Genomic DNA, 16,256 nt, shown 5'->3' on the forward strand with positions numbered 1-16,256 from the left:
CGAGGGAACAGCGGGTACGGCTGAGGACCCGCCGACAACGGCCCGGGTGAGGGACGTGCTGGATCGTGCAGCGCGCGTCGTGATCGTCGAGGGACCGCCCGGCGAGGTCGGATCCCCGGACCTGGCGCGGATCGTGGTGACCGGTGACGGGATCACTGACCTGGCCCGGCTCCTGGCCATCATGGACGGCGGGACCGGTGACCGGTGCCTCTGCCGCGGCTGGCCGACGATCGTGGTTCACGACTCGGACGGCGGACGGATCGCCTGCTGGACGCTGCACCACCAGTCGGGTCTCCGAGGGGCCGGTGACTGCGACGCCGACCTGGTGGATGGGCCGGCACTCACCGAATGGCTGGCGGAGCGGGGTCTGACCCGATCGCGCGAGGTTCAGGCAGGGCTGGCTGCTGCGGAGGCCGAGGCCGAGCGGCGCCGTCTGCGGTGGGTGCGGGCCGCGCCGGCCGGACTGGCCGGCGCAGCCGCGGAGGTGGCCCAGCCGCCGGGGCGCGCCGACGAAGACTGGTCAGACGGACGGCAGGACGCCGAGGACCGGCTCGCCGCGCTCACCCGGCACCGCCATCCCGACGGGGTCGAGCGGATTCGCGCCCTGCTGGCATGGGCCGGGAGCGCCTCGAGGGAGTCCACCGGCGGCCTGATGTGGTACGACATGGCGGTGCAACGCCAGCTCCTGGCCGAAGCCCCTGAGCTCGTTCTCGCCGCGCTCGCCGCACGGCCTGCGAGCCCGGTCCAACTGGACGGGGCAGCCCAACTGTTCGGCTCCCTCGAATGGACGGGATCACAGGGCAAGCAGCTGCCCGAGCCGCTGAGGTCGACGCTGATCGGACATATCGAGGCAACCGGTACCGACGCCATGAGGTTCCGGATGCGTCACGGTTACTACGGCGCCGAACGATCTGTCTGACGGCACACCAACACCCGGCGCTGAGCCCGAGGATGGGTGGCGTCCGACGAGGCCTGACGTAGGCGCCGGGTCGTGGGGAGGCTCAGTCGACGGTGACGGTCATCTTGCCGAGCGCCTCACCGGCCTCCATGACTCGGTGGGCTTCGACGATCTCGTCGAACCGGAAGACCCGTACGGGCCTTGCGGGGATTGCGCCCGACTCGACCTTGGCGTAGATCGCGTCCAGTGGAACGTCGGCGAGCGGGAATTCGGGGCGGCCCAGGACGAAGGCGCTGCCGAAGAAGCTGAGCTGCACTCCGGTGGGGAGATCGGCGATCGGGTCGAAGTCCCGGACCGGCTCGAAGCCGCCGAGGAAGCCGAGTTGGCAGACCCGTCCGCGGGGGCGGACCGTGGCCAGGGAGTCGCGCAGGACGCTGTTGCCGACGACGTCGAACACCGCGTCAACGGTGATCTTCCGCGTGCTCACCTGCGCGGCCAGATCGCCGTCGTCGATGAGGACCTCCTCGGCCCCGAGTTCCTTCAGCAACGGTGCGTGCGCAGGATTGCGGGTGGTCGCGAGCACGGTCGCGCCGTGGTCGACGGCGAGGTTGACGGCGGCCTGGCCGAGGGAGGAGGTCGCTCCACGCACCAGGACCTGCTCTCCGGGCCGCAGGTCCAAGTTGCCGAACAGGCCGCTCCACGCTGTCGCGTACACCTCGGGAACCGCCGCCAGCTCGGCCCACCCCAGCGATGAGCGGACCGGGGCCACATTGCTCGCCGGTACCGTCACCAGCTCGGCGTAGCTGCCGTTGCGGGTCCGGCCCATGCCGCCGAGGATCGCCACGACCTTGGTCCCGGCCGGAAGCCGACCCGTGGGGTCCGCCTCGACCACTCCGGCGCACTCGATCCCCGGGACGGCCGCGACCTCGCCCCAGGCGCCGGCGCGCATGTAGGCCTCGGCGTGGTTGAGGCCGAACGCCTTGACCCGGATCAGTACGTCTCCCGGCGCGGGCACGGGGTCGGGCAGGTCGGTGATGCGGAGAACCTCGGGACCGCCGTAGGCGGAGATGGCGATGGCCTTCATGGATCGGACTCCATTCTTGAATGGTGGTTCAACTATTGGCCCTGAAAAAGAGCCACCGCAGGGGGTGGCTCCCGGTCCTGCCGTCAGGCGAGGGTGGCGAAGGCGTTGTCCGTGATGGCGCGCAGGACCGTCTCGTCGGGATTCGCCTTGCCTACGACCATCAGCCCCTGGCACGTCGCGACCAGCAGCTTGGCGCTGCCGACCGGATCCACCGAGCCGCGCACCTCGCCGCGGCTGCGGGCGTTCCGCAGGGCTGCGGCCATGCACTGCTCGAGGCGGGCCAGATGGCCGCGCACGACGGCAGCAGCCTCGTCGTCCTCGGCTGCGTTCTCGATCGCGGTGTTCACCAGCAGGCAGCCCTGCCGGCCCTCCGGGCTGAGGAGATCGCGCACCAGCCCGTCGAAGTACCCGCGGAGCTCGGCCAGGGAGGCGCCCGGCGCTTCCAGCTCGCCCAGCTTCTGGGGAACGATCAACTTGGAGTAACGCTCCAGCGACTTCAGGAAAAGTGCGCGCTTGCCGCCGGGGAACGCGCTGTAGAGACTGCCGGGCTTCACTCCGGTCGCCTTCACCAGATCCTCGATGGACGTAGCCCGGTAGCCGCGCAGCCAGAAGCGCAGCATCGCCTGTTCCAGCACGGCGTCGGGCTCGAACTCTCGAGGTCTGGGCATGGCTCGAAGATACATGAGCGACCATTCAAGAACAAGACGGCCCGCGTCGATGAACTCGTCGCGGAAGGGACCGAGTTGCTCCCCAGGCGGCCCTCCGACGCCGTGATCACACCAGCCAAGGCGAGACTGGACGACCGGCACGAGGTCGCCACCGGGAGCCACCCGGCGGCGAGTTGCCGGAGCGCGAGTCGGGTCAGTTCAACTGTGGTGGGTTCCAGGCATGATGTCGAAGGATCATGCGCGTCGCGGCTCTGGCGGGTGTCAGCCGCATCGCCGTGTTGCGCAGGGCGACGGCCAGCGGGTGTGAGAGCTGCTGGCCCATCCGCCCTGCCTGCCGGGCGGCCCGCGCGACTGCCTGGCTGCGCGGGCGGCGCTCGGCGTCGTACCGTGCGAGCGCGGCTTCGACGCCGGGCTCGGTGGCGAGCGCGGCGGCCAGGGTGACCGCGTCCTCCAGCGCCTGGCAGGCGCCCTGCCCGAGGTGGGGAGTCATTGCGTGTGCCGCGTCGCCGAGCAGTGCGATGCGGCCGAGCGTGTACGAGGGGAGCGGCGTACCCGGTTCATCGATGTCGTGGTGCAACACGTCGGCGGGCGGGCCGGTCGCGTCGAGCAGGGCCGGGATCGGGTCGTGCCAGTTGCGCAATCGCCGGCGCAGTTCGGCCAAGGGGTCGGCGAACCGCGTCCCTGCGGGGAGGTTGAGAACGGCGTGCCACTCGGCCCGCCCGTCCTGGAAGGCGATGTGCCCGAACTCGTCCCCGCGCCCCCAGGTCAGCTCGAAGTCGGTGCGCAGTTCCATCGCCTGCTCCGTGATGGCGCGCAGCACCGTCGAGGCGCTGTAGACCTGGCCGGGTGGGCCGGGAAGAGGAGGCTGCGCACCCTGCTTCCGATGCTGTCGGCCGCCACCACCAGATCGGCCTCCAGGACCGTGTCGGCGCAGCCGACTCGAACCGTCCCGTGGTCGGTCTGCTGCACTGAGCCGGCCGCCGAGCCGATCGCCAGCGCCTCGGCGGGCAGGGACTCGCGGAGCAGCCGGTGCAAGGTGGCGCGGGGGATGCCCATGATCGGCGTGCCCACCGCCTTCTCCGGCGCCGCGCCGTCCATCCGGGTCAGCCGGCCACCCTCCGGTGTGCGGGTGCCGCCGCTGTACTGGCCCCGTGAGGCCTCCCGCACCGCTTCGCCGACGCCGAGTTCGTCCAGTGCTCGAAGGCCGTTGGCGGCCAGCGAGATGCCCGCCCCCGCGTCGTCGAGCACCGGAGCGCGCTCGACGACCGTCACCTCCCAGCCGATGCGGCGCAGCCCGATCGCGGTGGCCAGACCGCCGATGCCCCCTCCGACCACCACCGCCGTGTTGCCCATGGCGAAGCCCCCATCCTTCTACACCTGTAGAAGGATGACCGTACCGGCCGCCGCCGCTCGCTCGCCCGCTACGCCTGCAGGATCGAGAGCGTGCGCGATCCGGAGCTGCGCGAGATCCTCGTACCCCGCGAGAACGCCGGACGCGAGGCCGTACGGATGTTCCTCGCCGCGCAGGGCGTGACGGAGGTGGAGAGCCGCACTCACATCCTGCTGACCCGCATCGACGGACTGGTCTTCGACCGGCTGGTGAACGGCGGCGAAGTGCCTCGCGGGGCCCTTGAAGGCCTGGTCGCCGCCGCCCTGCGGTAGGAACCAGCCGTCCCTGGTTCCTACCGGAGCACGGTGCATCAGCGGTAGCGGATCACCCGGACCCCCGACTCGTGGAACGCGTCCAGGCTCCTCAGCTCCGCGGCGGAGGCATCGACGATGCCGACGTGACCCGCCTCGGTGTGCAGCCCCGTCAAGAGCAGCCCGGCACTCTCGCGTCCTCGGGCGTCCCGACGAAGGACCCACAGCAGGGCGCGTCCCCCGGCCGGCAGCGCGGCGACGGCCCGCACGGCATCGACGACGGTCGCGTGCTCGGAGACCTCCATCGCCGGGCCCAGCTCCGTAAGGGTGGAGGCCAGCCATTCGGCCTTCCCCGCGGGAGGCGTCGGGCCGGCCGGCTCGCCCCGGTCCCAGGTGGCAAGGAATCCCCACGGGTCGGAGTTCGGCAGCAGGAACGGCTCCTGAGGCCCCTTGGGCACCACCACGGCCGCGTCGAGCATCGCGTGCCTCCAGTCCCCGCTCCGCACGGCGGACGAGGTCTGGCACGCGAAGAGCCAGCCGCGGGCCGTCTCGTCCGCGGCGTCCGGCGACACCAGCTCGACGGGTTCCGCGTACGTGCGGCGCAGCCACTCCTCGGCCTTGTGCCGGGCGGCCTCGAAATCGTCGGCCCGCGCCGGGCCCCCGGGCCGCACCCGGGCGAAGACCAGTTCCAGCACCCCGGCCGTGTCCAAGCGGGCCAGCCCGCCGGTCATCCCGTCGAGGAACACCACGGAACCGCCGTTGTTGTGCGCGTACAGCAGGTGGCCGCTGACCTCCGTGCCGCCGAGGGCGCGTCGCACCCACACCACGCCCTGGGTGTCCGGACCGGTCTGCTCCGCCCGCTCGATGACCTCGTCCCAGCTCGCGCACCGCAGTTGTTCGGCGCCGGGGAAGTAGCGTCGCAACAGCAGCTCCCACCATCCCGGAGCCTCGTGCGCCGGCTGCCACGGCAACGGGCACGACGGTGCCCCGGCGATCGCCGCCGCCATGGTGACCACGCATCCGCGGGAATTCAGGCGTCGCGTCTGGGCCCCGGGGTCACGCTCCACGGGGTCCTGCGTGTAGGCCGCGGCGTCCCGCCACGGATCGTCGGCCGCCGGGTGGAACGGCGTGCCGAGGTCCTTGGGCACGACCAGCGAAGCGGCCAGCATCGGCGTCCGCGGATACCCCGGCTGCGCGGTGGTCCGGCAGGCGAACAGCCAGGTCCCGGCGTCCTCGGCCACGGGCTCGATCGCGACCAGCTCCACCAGGCCGTGGTAGGTGGTCAGAAGCCACTGCAGGGCCATCTGCCACGGCTCGGCCTTCACCGTCCTGGCCAGGCCCGCGGTCGCCCAGCCGCCGTGCCGTACGTAGGCGAAGTACTCGTCCAGGGGCAGGTGCGACGGCGGGAACCGCACGGCGGAGCCGTCCTTGGGTACGAGCACGACGCTCGTCAGCGCAGCGGCCGGCGAACCCGCCGCACCGGGACCCGGGTGTGCTGCGTAGTGGATGATCCAGGCGAGCGGGTCTTCCCGGGACAGCTCCTCTTGCAGGGCGATCGTCCGGGATTCGTGGGCGTACGCCCGTTCGAGATGCGTCCGTGCCGCTTCCAGGGCCTCGTTCAACGTGAGCATTGCTGTTTCCTGACGGGGTTAGCGGTAGGGGACATGGGCGATCTCGCTGATGTTGGACGTCTCCAGTTTGGCCAGCGTCCCGGTCTGGCCGTCCAAGAAGACCACTCCGTGCGGGGTGTTCACGGCACTGAAGACGTGGCCCGGCCCGCCGTGGCGGGAAATGGCGACCACGCTGCGCGAGTCCGGACCCCGTTGTTCCAGGTCCTTGATGATGTCGTCGTAGTTGTTGACGACCTTCTTCGCGTCCGGAGTCACCCCGAGCTCCTTGTACGGGATGTCACCGGGCCCGGTCTTCGGGGCGGCCGACACCTCGACCCCGTCCAGCCGTTTGTCGAGGGTGGCCACGTTGTGCGTGCAGTTGTACTCGTAGCCCGGCATGCCCGTGTTGTTCATGTCCTTCAGCCACGGGTACTGGTCGTCGAGGAACTTCTGGGCCTGCTTCGCACCGACGGAGTCGGCGTGGATGGCGCTGCGCTCCGTGACACCCTTCGCCGGCTGCGCCAGGTGCGACCACGCCGACGGCTTCGCGGCCACCGTCTCCGCGACCCGTACGCCCGCCCGCGCCCCTCCCAGGCCCTTGGTCCCGAGCAGCTCGGGCACCAGCCGGCCGAGGCCCTCGGAGGGGTCGTCCTTGAAGCTGTCGATCAGGGCCCCCGGAATCCGCTCCGGGTGGGCGGCCGTCGACACGAGGCCGGCAAGCGTCATGTTGAGGTGCTGCGCGTACTCGGCCGGGTGGGTCAGGTTGTACGGATCCATCGGGTTCAGGCCGCGCGCGAAGTTCAGCAGCCCCGCCGTGCCCTTGACCACTCCGCCGACGAAGTGGTTGAGCTCCACGGCCTCCGCGCCGTAGTAGTCGCCGATCCCCGCCAGCGCCCGCTCGGACGGGGGCGGTTCGGCCGGGGCGTGCGCCAGCGCCGCCGCCAGCGCCTTCTGTGCGTCGCCGGCCGCGTCGTTGCGCTGCCTGCGGGCTTCCTTCAGGATCTCGTGGGCCCGCGTGCCGTCGGCCTTCCCGGCGTCGACGGGCTCCACCGGCTTCTCGCCGGGGTCCTTGCCCGCGTCCGCCGCCGCCGTGTAGGCCTTGGCCTTGGACACGTAGTCCTCGTGCGCTTCCTTGGCCTGCTTGACGGCCGCCTTGTAGAGGTCGATGGCCAGTTGTGCCTGCTGCTGCGCCCACTCCACCGTCCCGGCGTACCGGTTCAGGGCGCCGGCCGCCGCCTCGCAGGCGTCGGCGGCGCGCAACCAGTCCGTCGGGTGCATCGCGAACTTCTCGCGGAACGTTTCAGCGGCCTCACCCTTCCAGTGCCCGGAGTCCAGCGCCCTCATGCCCTCGCCGACCCGGTCGAAGGCGGCCTTGAAGTCGGTCAGGTGCTTGGTCGATTCGCGGATCGCCGACGCCTTGCCGTGGATCAGCTCGTTCGCCTGCTCGGTCTGCCCGAGCTGCTGCTCGCTGATCGAGGCCCCGAGGTCGGAGCCGATGTCGTCGCCCCAGTCCTCGACCTTGTCCGCCCAGTCGTGCGCCCCGACGTAGTCCAGGGCGGCGCCTATCCCGTCGGTGGTCTTGTCGACGCCCTCCCCGACGGCCTTCTTGGTCGCGTCCCAGCCGTCCTCGAGCTTTCCCAGGCCCTTGTCGAGGAGACCACCCCAGTCCGTCATCAGCGCTCACCCTGCGGCTGGGGCTGCTGCTGCGGCGCCGGTCCGACCATGCGGTCGACCGCGCCGTCCATCTCGTCGCGCAGCCCGGCCGCATCGATCAGCTGGTTCGACAACAGCATGTCGGAGGTGTTCACGTCCCGCACCGCGCCCTTCCAAGCCTCCTTGCTGTTCTGTGCCGCCCGGTCGAAGGACTCCTGGCTGTAGTCCGCGTCGCGGATCTGCGTGTACGCGTTGTCGGAGAGCACCTCGCCCCAGTCCTTGTCGATGACGTCCTTCTCAGAGGCGTACGGATTGCCCATCGCCGAGTTGGTGAGGACCTTGAAGCTGCCCTGGATGTACTGGTCCTGCTCGTGCAGCACACCGGCGGACAGGCCCACCTTCGCCGCGAACGAGTTGCCCTGCTGCACCAGTGACCGCACCCCCCACTCCCAGCGCTCGCAGAAGGTCTTGAAGGTCGACGTCAAGCCGTCGTGCCCGGTCTCCATGCCCGACAGGGCGATGTCGGAGAACCCCCGCCCCATGCTGGCGGAGCCGACCATTCCCAGTTCCTTCAGCTCGCCCAGCGTCTCCGTGATGCCCCGGGCGATCTGGCCCAGTGCCTGCTGCGAGACGTCGAGATCCGCCCCGTCCCCGCTCATTTCGTCCCCTCACCATCGAGTGCCGCCCCTTCGGGCACGAACCCGCTCAACGGCGGGAAGACCATGCCGTCGGGCCCCGCCACGTCCCACGCCACCCCGCAGGGGAAGTCCAGCGCGGGCACGACCTCGTCCAGGATCCGCGCCCCGACCACCCGCCGGTACGGCCATTCCCGGCCCTGCTCGCCGCGGGCCTGCGCGAACCGGGCCAACTGCTCCTCGCCGGAGAACGCGTAGATCCAGTCGAGCCCGCCGAACTGGCCCGTCCACAGCCCCTCGCGCTCGTCCAGGGGCACGATCAGTACCCGGCTGCGGAAATCCGCCAGGCGCTCCAGCACCGCTTCCCGCGCCATCTCCACGGTGTCGGCCTCCGCCTCGGGAGCGGCCGCGGGCGCGATGGGCGGCTGCGGCTGTGGCCCTGGCTGTGCCCGTGGCTGTGACCGTGGCTCCGGTGTCTTGGCGGCGCGCTCGGCGGCAGCTGTGCGCAGCCCGGCCCACTCCTCGTCGAAACCCACCTCAGAACTCCCCTCGCCGGGCAGCCGGAGCGGGCCCGGTGCTTCGCGACTTGTCGTGCGCATCCGTGATCAAGCCGAGAATACCCAGAGTGCGGAAGCCCTCGTTCCACGAGTGCGCCGCCGGGGACGGCGTCGCCGCGGCGTCGGCGGTATGTCGGGGGCCTATCGGGGGACTGTCGGTCCGATGTCGGTGAGGTCCGGCACATTTGCGGAAGTACGGCCGGGTGCCCATCCGGCTGTAGGTCTGGGAGGGGAACTCTTGTGCATGACGTAGTGATCGTGGGCGCGGGCCCGGTCGGTCTGTTCCTTGCCTGCGAGCTTGGTCTCGCCGGCTGTTCGGTCCTGGTGCTCGAGCGGGAGCCGGAGCCCGGTTCCCCGTGGAAGACAGAACCACTGGGGATGCGCGGCCTGTCCGCCACGTCGCTCGAGGCGTTCAACCGCCGCGGGATACTGCAGGCGCTGCTGACGGCGTCGGGCGACAGCGGCGCCCCCGCCGCGAATCCGGACGCGGATGAGGCGTCACCCCCCCGCTGGGCGGGCCACTTCGCCGGCATGATGCTCGACCCCGCCAAGGTCGACGTCGCCGCCCTGCCGTTCCGGCTGCCCAGCCCGGCACCGGAGGTCCTGCTGACGCACCTCGAAGCGGTCGAGTCGGTGCTGGCCGAGCAGGCAGCGAAGCTCGGCGTGGACGTCAGGCGCGGCGTCACGGTCTCGGCCATCGCCGAGAACGATGAGGGCGTGGTCGCACGAGCCGGGGCGGACGCGTACGAGGCGCGCTGGCTCGTCGGCTGCGACGGCGGACGCAGCACGGTGCGCCGGCTCGCGGGCTTCGACTTCGTCGGCACCGAGCCGCAGTTCACCGGCTACACCATGCAGGCGACCGTCGCCGATCCCGAGAAACTGCGGTCCGGGTTCAACCCGACGCCGATGGGCATGTACATGCGAATGCCCTCGGAAGGGCACGTCGGCATGATGGACTTCGACGGTGGCGCGTTCGATCGCTCGCAGCAGCCGACCCGCGACCATCTCCAGGCGGTTCTGCGCCGCGTGTCCGGCACCGACGTGACGCTGAGCGACGTCCGTCTCGCCTCGAGCTTCACCGATCGGGCGATGCAGGCGACGACGTACCGGCGAGGACGCGTCCTGCTCGCGGGCGACGCCGCCCACATCCACTCACCCCTGGGCGGGCAGGGACTCAACACCGGCATCGGCGACGCCATGAACCTGGGCTGGAAGCTCGCGGCGACCGTGCACGGGCACGCACCGGACGGACTGCTCGACACGTACACCGGCGAGCGCCATCCGATCGGCGCAGCGGTGCTCGACTGGTCGCGCGCCCAAGTGGCGGCCATGCGGCCGGACCCGCACGGCCAGGCGATGCAAGGAGTGGTCCGCGACCTGATCGCGACCCGTGACGGAACGACCTACGTGTTCGCGAGGCTGTCGGGATCGTGGGTCCGTTACGACCTCGGCAGCGCGGATCCGCTGGTCGGCCGCAACGCCCCGGACCTCCGCCTCGAGGACGGCACGCGCCTGGGCGACCTGATGCGGGACGGACGGGGCGTGGCCCTCGATTTCAGCACCGACCAATCCCTGCGCGGTGCGGCGATGGGCTGGGAGAGCCGCATACGGTACGCGGCCGGTCCGGCGAGGAACGACCTCGGACTGGGTGCCGTGCTCGTCCGACCTGACGGGACGGTCGCCTGGGCAGGTGACCGCCGCCCTGACCGTGAAGCCTTCGAGCGGGCCGTCGGCCGCTGGTTCGGCGATCCGGACATCTCTTGATCGCCGGAACATCAACGCTCTCTTCCGCTTTCCCCTCCTCACCCTGGTTCAAGGAGCGCACATGACGATCACTGTCCCGCCGGGAAGCACCGTGATGTTCACCGGCGATTCGATCACCGACTGCCAACGGCTGGAGAGTGAAGAGGGCCTCGGGTTCGGCTACCCGTTGCGCGTCGCGGGCGAGTGGGGACTCCGGCACCCGGACCGGCCCGTGACCTGGCTGAACACCGCGAACGCGGGCAACAAGGTGATGGACCTCGAAGCCCGCTGGCAGAGCGACGTACTCGACGCGCGCCCGGACGTGGTGTCGATCCTCGTCGGGGTCAACGACATGGGCTGGCACACACTGGACCCGAAGGGGTACGTGATCTCCGCGGAGGAGTTCGAGGCAGGTTATGACCGCCTGCTCGCACCCCTCGCCGAGGCGGGCACGAAGCTGATCCTCATCGAGCCGTTCCTCCTGCCGATCCACGGCGTCGTCGAGGCCGGTGCCGCGCTCGTCGGCGACAAAGAGCGAGAAGAGTGGCGCACCGACCTGGACCCGAAGATCCAGGTCGTGCGCAAGCTCGCCCGCAAGTACGGCGCCCATCTGCTCGCCGCCGACGGCATGTTCGCCGAGCTCGCCGCGACGGCCGGACCGGAGTACTGCGCCGCGGACGGCGTACACCCGACGCCGGCCGGCCACGCCGCACTCGCGGCGGCCTGGCTGCGCCTGGTCGCGTGACCGGAGAACGGCCCGTCGCCCGCACGGAGTCGCGATCCGGAGGCTGCTGACGACGGATGAGGGACTTCCGTGGACAGCTGCCATGGCGGCTGTGTCGCGCGTCACATCGGCGGCATGTCACGAACAGGCCGACAGCTTCCATCTGGTGGTCGTCAACGGCGAGCAGGGGAAGGCGGAACGATGAACGAACGGCACGAAGCAGGGGCGACCGCGCACCGGGTTCTGGTCCTGGGGGCGGGTTACGCGGGCATGGCCGCGGCGATCCAGCTCGCGGCCCGGGTCAAGGGACACCGGGGCGTGCACGTGACCCTGGTGAACGCGCAGGAGCGGTTCACCGAGCGGATGCGGCTGCACATGACCGGGACCGGGCAGCGGCTCGTCGATCTGAGCGTCCCGGAGCTACTGACCGGCACGGGTGCGCAGTTCATACGCGGCTGGGTGACGGCGGTGGACACGGACGCGAGGACGGTACGGATCGACGACGACCGCATCCTGCACTACGACACGCTCGTGTACGGGCTGGGCGGCGTGGCCGACACCGCGGCGGCGCCGGGGGTCGAGGACCACGCGTACACCCTGAACAGCGTGCAGGACGCCGAGGTGCTCGCCGACCGGCTGGCGCACCTCGGCGGCGGCACGGTGGTGGTCGCAGGCAACGGCCTCACCGGCGTCGAGTCGGCCGCGGAGATCGCCGAGCAGCACCCGGGGCTGAACGTCGTGCTGCTGGGCCGGAGCGAACCCGGCGCGGCCATGAACCCGAAGGCCAGGAGGTATGTGCACTCCGCGCTCGAGCGCCTGGGTGTCCGGGTGCGCAGCGGGGCCGAGGTGGTGAAGGTGCTGCCCGATGCGGTCGAGCTGGCGGGCGGGGAGAGAGTTCCCGCCGACGTGGTCTTGTGGACGAGCGGTACGCGGGTGTCGCCGCTGGCGGCCGCCGCCGGGCTGACCGTCGACGAGCGCGGCCGCATCGTCACCGACGCCGCGCTGCGGTCGGTGTCGCATCCGGACGTGTACGCCGTGGGCGACGCGGCCGCCGTGCGCCAGGGCTACGGCGTCATGCACGGCACCTGCCAGGGCGGCATGCCGACCGGTGTGCACGCCGCGGTGTCGATCTTCCGGGTGTTGGAGGGCAAGCAGCCCAAGCCCTTCCGCTTCGGCTACTACCACACGCCGGTGAGCCTGGGACGGCACGACGCGGTCGTGCAGTTCACCCGCCCCGACGACAGCCCCCGGCGGATGTATCTGACCGGCCGTATGGCGGCACGGTATAAGGAGACGGTGACTGCTTCCCCCTGGCCGACCTACGGCCGTATGAAGAAGATGCCCGCCTCGGGTGCGTTCTGGCCGCGCGGCGGCCGCTTCACCCGGGTCCAGGGGGCACGGTGACCCAGCCGCCCGCGGACTTCGACCAGCAGATATTCCACCAGCACCGCAATCTGCTGTTCTCGGTGGCCTACCGTTTCCTCGGCACCGCGGCCGATGCCGAGGACGCGGTCCAGGACGCCTGGATCAAATGGTCGGCCGCCGACCGCTCGCAGGTGGCCGATCCCAAGGCGTACCTGACGCGGATCGTGTCGAATCTGGCGCTGGAACGGCTGCGCTCCACCCGGTACAAGCGCGAAACGTACGTGGGGCCGTGGCTTCCGGAGCCCATTCTCACGGGCGGGGATGCCGCCGAGGCCGTCACGGACGCCGAGTCGGTGTCGATGGCGATGCTGGTGGTGCTGGAGACGCTGAGCCCACTCGAGCGTGCGGTGTTCGTGCTGAGGGAAGTCTTCGACTTCAGCCATGCCGAGATCGCGGAGGCGGTGGAGCGGTCCGAAGCCGCGGTGCGGCAGGCCGCGCACCGCGCTCGTGAGCATGTAAGGGCCCGTCGGCCGCGCTTCCCCACGGACCGCTCGAGGCAGCGCGAGGTCACCGAGAAGTTCTTCGCCGCCTCGACCGGTGGTGACGTCAACGCCCTGATGGAGTTGCTGTCCCCGGACGTCACTCTGTGGACCGACGGCGGCGGCAAGGTCCGCCAGGCCCTGCGTCCGGTCGTGGGCGCATCCACGGTGGCTGCCTGGTTCGCGGCCATCGGCACCGTCACCTACCAGGGCATCGAGCCGGCCGACATGAACGCTGAACTCGTCGAAATAAACGGTGGGCCCGGCATGCTGTTCAGCGGACTGAATCGAGTGATCGCCACGGTCACCTTCGATTTCGACGCCGACGGCCGCATCACCGCCATCCACAACGTGGCCAACCCGGACAAGCTCCGGGCCATCGCCGGAGGCACCACTCACCACGTCGCGACGCGGTAGGCCCTGTGCGAGCGTCGGCGGCTGGTGGGCGAAGGCTGAGGGGCGGCCGGCGTGACGGCAGTGACCCCGCAGCAGCGGCCGGTCGGCGGGGAGCGGCGCTGCGGAGCGTAGCGCCGGGTACTCCGGTTTCGTGCAGCGGAAATGAAAGGGGCGGGGGCGGTCGGCTGTTGGCGGAGGGGTTGGTGGCTCTCGCCGCGGCCGGGACCGGCGCCTGGCAGGGGTTCCAGGAGGCCGTCGCCGGGTGGTTCGGACGTGGCGACGAGGAGCGTGAGCGCGTCGAGCTGGAGCGGCTGGACCGCTGCGCGGCGGCAATCGAGGCCGTCCGGACCGGTGACGCCGGCGCCGGAGACGCGAATCCCCGTGGCACCCCTCCTTGTCATTCAGTCACCCGCACGGCGTGGACCGTGGTGAACGCCAGCAGAGGGGCGGCGGTCCGCGGGGGATTCTCGAGCAGGGGTGAGTGTCCGAGACCGGGCAGCAACGCGACTTTCGCGCCCGGAACGACGTGGTAGTCGGCGGCGGACGAGGATCGCCACCTGCGGTCTTCCTCGCCGAAGATCACCAGGAGCGGCTTGCCGAGGGCCGTCAGCCGGTCCGGGAGCGCTTGCTGCTCCAGATGCTCGCGGGTGCCCTGCATCGTTGCGGTGAGCGAGTGGTAGGTCATACAGCGCACCTCGTCCAGGAGCTCCGGTGGGATCTGGTAGCCCGGTCGGCTGAAACCCGTACTCGCGAACCGGCGGACCTGCTCGTCGGTCGGCGGCCATTGCGCGAGTCCGACCGCGGCGGACTGCGGTGCGATGAAGGCGTCCAGGCTGGGTCCGGTGTTGATGAGCGCGAGCGCGGTCACCAGGTCGGGTCGCTGTTCGGCGAGGGCGACCGCGACCACGCAGCCGCTGCAATGACCGACGACCACGGCGTGCTCGACGCCGAGGCGGTCCAGTCTTCGCGTTGACGGACACGCTGCTCGCCCGCCGGCATGAGGCGGGGCCGCCGGTCGACCACGCCGCCCACCGCCTGGTCGCGGGTGAAGGCGCGGCCCGAGTGGCGGCCGACGCCGGCTACGCCGACCAGTCGCACCTGCATCGTGACGTCATGGAGTTCACCGGGGCAATCCCCGCCGCCGTGCCGGCGAGCCGTTCCTCGCCGTTGACGACATCGCATGGCCCAGCCGCGGAACACCCGCCAAGCCTCAGGTCTCCAGGGATCTGAGGCCCGGTCGCCGGCCGGCGGTGTGACGGCTGCCGCTCTGAGCGTCGCCGCGATCACCTGCGCGGGGCGGGCCCGGCGGTGCTCGGCGGCTTCTGCGTCGGACCCGCCCTGCGTGCCGATGTCCCCGGCCCGATGGAGGCCCGGGGACGTTCGGCGTCGTAGGTCGGGTGGCGCGTCAGGTGGCGATGGTGGTGACGGCCTCGAGGCCGTACGTGCGGGCGTAGCCGTTCTCGGTGCCGACGAGGAGGTCGACGACCTTGAAGTAGCGGTCCCAGAACGGGGTTTCGCGCAGTGCGTCGATCAGGAGCTGGTAGGCGTCGTGGTCGTCGGCTTCCCAGACCCAGACGTCGGTGACGCGGGTGGAGTAGAACTCCGTGTCGTAGAAGCGTGAGCGGACGCCGGTGGTCTTGGCCTCGATCGCGGGGACGACCTGGGTGACGAAAGCGTTCATGCGTTCCCGGGGGGTCATGGCGAGCCACTCGGGCATCGTCTTGATGAGCATGAACGCCGTGACCGGCGGTGTGGTGTTCTCAGCGGGCATGACGGGTGCCTTCCGGGAGGACTGCGGGCTTGAGGGTCCGGGCGCACCACTGGGCGAAGGTGGTGGGGGAGCCGGTGGCCCGGGTGCGGGTGACACCTGCGTCGAGGCCCTCGTTCTTGGCCCGCTTCATGTCGACGACACCCTGGGCGAACGCCTCGTTGAGGCGGTAGCCGAGGAGGTCGGTGTGCAGTTCGTCGAGCGGCTGCCGTGCGTAGCGGACGGGGCGGCCGAGTTGTTCGGTCATGACGCGGGCCAGGTCGTCGGGGGAGAGGTCCTCGGGTCCGAGGACGGGGACGCTGTCGTTGCCGGACCACGAGCGGTTGCGCAGCAGGTCGGCGGCGACGGCCGCGATGTCGGCGACGGCGGCGCGGGGGGCCTTGAGGCCGGCGTCGATGGCGTCGGTGAAGACGCCCGTCTCCCGGATCGTGTCCGCGTCCTCGAGAAGGTTCTCGAAGAAGGACGGGCAGGCCAGGGCGCGGTAGGCCACGCCGGTGCCGGCGATGAGGTCGTCCATGGCGAGGGAGGCGCTGACGAGTCCGGCGCGGTGGGCGACCGGGGTGCCGCGGCCGAGCGCGGAGACGCCGACGACGTGGCCGATGCCGTGGGCGACGAGGGCCTTCGCGGCGGGCCGGGTGAAGCCGCAGTAGGCATCCTCGGGGGTCAGGGACGCGTCCGGGGGGACGAGCCAGAACACGGCGTCGGCGCCCTCGAAGGCGCGGTCGACGACCTCGGCGTCGCCGTGCGAGCCGGTGACCACCTCGACGCGGTCGCGCACCGCGTCGGGCAGCCGGGCGGGGTCGCGTACGACCACGCGTAGTTCCTCGCCGTGGGCGGGGGCGGACTCCAGGAGCAGGGACAGCAGGTGACTGCCGATGTTCCCGGTGGGAGCGGTGATGACGATCATGGAAACCTCGTGGGTCGTGCCGGATGGGGACGACCCTCATCCTGTGGAAGTCCAGGGTGTTGCCACAA

At 71.0% G+C, this 16,256-nt stretch carries 13 protein-coding genes and 4 pseudogenes; 7 read left to right on the top strand and 10 right to left on the bottom strand.

From position 1 onward, the window contains the following. The first annotated feature begins 55 nt into the window (after nt 1–55). Nucleotides 56–919, top strand: a complete 864-nt coding sequence (locus OG299_RS37160) for a hypothetical protein (RefSeq protein WP_327363968.1) — start codon at nt 56–58, stop codon at nt 917–919. An 82-nt stretch (nt 920–1,001) separates the two neighbouring features. Here the strand turns inward: OG299_RS37160 and OG299_RS37165 are convergent, their stop codons facing one another. The 3 genes and pseudogenes from OG299_RS37165 to OG299_RS37175 all read right to left on the bottom strand — a co-directional run bounded on the left by OG299_RS37165 (nt 1,002) and on the right by OG299_RS37175 (nt 4,003). After that, nucleotides 1,002–1,982 (bottom strand): zinc-binding dehydrogenase, encoded by a 981-nt coding sequence (locus OG299_RS37165; RefSeq protein ID WP_327363969.1) that lies wholly within the window; start codon nt 1,980–1,982, stop codon nt 1,002–1,004. Nucleotides 1,983–2,065: 83 nt separating this feature from the next. Next, on the bottom strand, nt 2,066–2,650 hold the full coding sequence (locus tag OG299_RS37170) for a TetR/AcrR family transcriptional regulator (protein WP_327363970.1): 585 nt from the start codon (nt 2,648–2,650) through the stop codon (nt 2,066–2,068). A gap of 193 nt (nt 2,651–2,843) precedes the next feature. Beyond that, nucleotides 2,844–4,003, bottom strand: a pseudogene (locus OG299_RS37175) (FAD-dependent monooxygenase). Nucleotides 4,004–4,048: 45 nt separating this feature from the next. Between OG299_RS37175 and OG299_RS37180 the strand changes: the two are divergent. After that, a pseudogene (locus tag OG299_RS37180) lies at nt 4,049–4,312 on the top strand (TetR family transcriptional regulator); the annotation flags it as partial. A 38-nt stretch (nt 4,313–4,350) separates the two neighbouring features. On the opposite strand, the gene OG299_RS37185 reads toward OG299_RS37180, so the two are convergent. The 4 genes from OG299_RS37185 to OG299_RS37200 are packed head-to-tail and all read right to left on the bottom strand — an operon-like array spanning nt 4,351 to nt 8,788. After that, a complete protein-coding gene (locus OG299_RS37185) occupies nt 4,351–5,922 on the bottom strand; it encodes a YrhB domain-containing protein (RefSeq protein ID WP_327363971.1) in 1,572 nt (523 codons plus the stop codon). An 18-nt stretch (nt 5,923–5,940) separates the two neighbouring features. After that, nucleotides 5,941–7,575: a putative T7SS-secreted protein gene (locus tag OG299_RS37190; protein WP_327363972.1), complete on the bottom strand. Its 1,635-nt coding sequence runs from the start codon at nt 7,573–7,575 to the stop codon at nt 5,941–5,943. After that, the gene (locus OG299_RS37195; protein WP_266632986.1) at nt 7,575–8,213 is read right to left on the bottom strand and encodes a hypothetical protein; all 639 of its coding nucleotides are present in this window, start codon (nt 8,211–8,213) and stop codon (nt 7,575–7,577) included. Before OG299_RS37195 ends, OG299_RS37190 begins: the two co-directional genes overlap by 1 nt. Continuing rightward, nucleotides 8,210–8,788 (bottom strand): hypothetical protein, encoded by a 579-nt coding sequence (locus OG299_RS37200; protein WP_327363973.1) that lies wholly within the window; start codon nt 8,786–8,788, stop codon nt 8,210–8,212. The genes OG299_RS37195 and OG299_RS37200 overlap by 4 nt, the downstream gene beginning before the upstream one ends. 198 nt (nt 8,789–8,986) lie before the next feature. Here OG299_RS37200 and OG299_RS37205 point away from each other — a divergent pair, with 198 nt between their 5' ends. The 4 genes from OG299_RS37205 to OG299_RS37220 all read left to right on the top strand — a co-directional run bounded on the left by OG299_RS37205 (nt 8,987) and on the right by OG299_RS37220 (nt 13,534). Continuing rightward, on the top strand, nt 8,987–10,510 hold the full coding sequence (locus tag OG299_RS37205) for an FAD-dependent oxidoreductase (RefSeq protein WP_327363974.1): 1,524 nt from the start codon (nt 8,987–8,989) through the stop codon (nt 10,508–10,510). Between the two features lie 61 nt (nt 10,511–10,571). Beyond that, entirely contained in the window at nt 10,572–11,234 is a 663-nt protein-coding gene (locus OG299_RS37210) for a GDSL-type esterase/lipase family protein (RefSeq protein WP_327363975.1), read from the top strand. 180 nt (nt 11,235–11,414) lie between these two features. Next, nucleotides 11,415–12,617, top strand: coding sequence for an NAD(P)/FAD-dependent oxidoreductase (locus OG299_RS37215; RefSeq protein ID WP_327363976.1), 1,203 nt, complete (start codon nt 11,415–11,417; stop codon nt 12,615–12,617). Continuing rightward, nucleotides 12,614–13,534 (top strand): RNA polymerase sigma-70 factor, encoded by a 921-nt coding sequence (locus tag OG299_RS37220; protein ID WP_327363977.1) that lies wholly within the window; start codon nt 12,614–12,616, stop codon nt 13,532–13,534. Before OG299_RS37215 ends, OG299_RS37220 begins: the two co-directional genes overlap by 4 nt. Nucleotides 13,535–13,910: 376 nt before the next feature. On the opposite strand, the pseudogene OG299_RS37225 reads toward OG299_RS37220, so the two are convergent. Then, nucleotides 13,911–14,549 (bottom strand): annotated as a pseudogene (locus OG299_RS37225) (alpha/beta fold hydrolase); the annotation flags it as partial. On the opposite strand from OG299_RS37225, the pseudogene OG299_RS37230 reads away from it, so the two are divergent. Further along, nucleotides 14,531–14,769, top strand: a pseudogene (locus tag OG299_RS37230) (AraC family transcriptional regulator); the annotation flags it as partial. The pseudogenes OG299_RS37225 and OG299_RS37230 overlap by 19 nt on opposite strands. Before the next feature lie 149 nt (nt 14,770–14,918). Here OG299_RS37230 and OG299_RS37235 read toward each other — a convergent pair. Both OG299_RS37235 and OG299_RS37240 read right to left on the bottom strand, forming a co-directional pair. Next, the gene (locus tag OG299_RS37235; RefSeq protein ID WP_266632998.1) at nt 14,919–15,284 is read right to left on the bottom strand and encodes a darcynin family protein; all 366 of its coding nucleotides are present in this window, start codon (nt 15,282–15,284) and stop codon (nt 14,919–14,921) included. Continuing rightward, nucleotides 15,274–16,188 carry an NAD(P)H-binding protein gene (locus OG299_RS37240; protein WP_266633000.1) on the bottom strand — a complete coding sequence of 305 codons (915 nt, stop codon included), beginning with the start codon at nt 16,186–16,188 and terminating at the stop codon, nt 15,274–15,276. The genes OG299_RS37235 and OG299_RS37240 overlap by 11 nt, the downstream gene beginning before the upstream one ends. Nucleotides 16,189–16,256: the final 68 nt, after the last annotated feature.

This window comes from Streptomyces sp. NBC_01296, from assembly GCF_035984415.1.
Classification (GTDB): Bacteria; Actinomycetota; Actinomycetes; order Streptomycetales; family Streptomycetaceae; genus Streptomyces.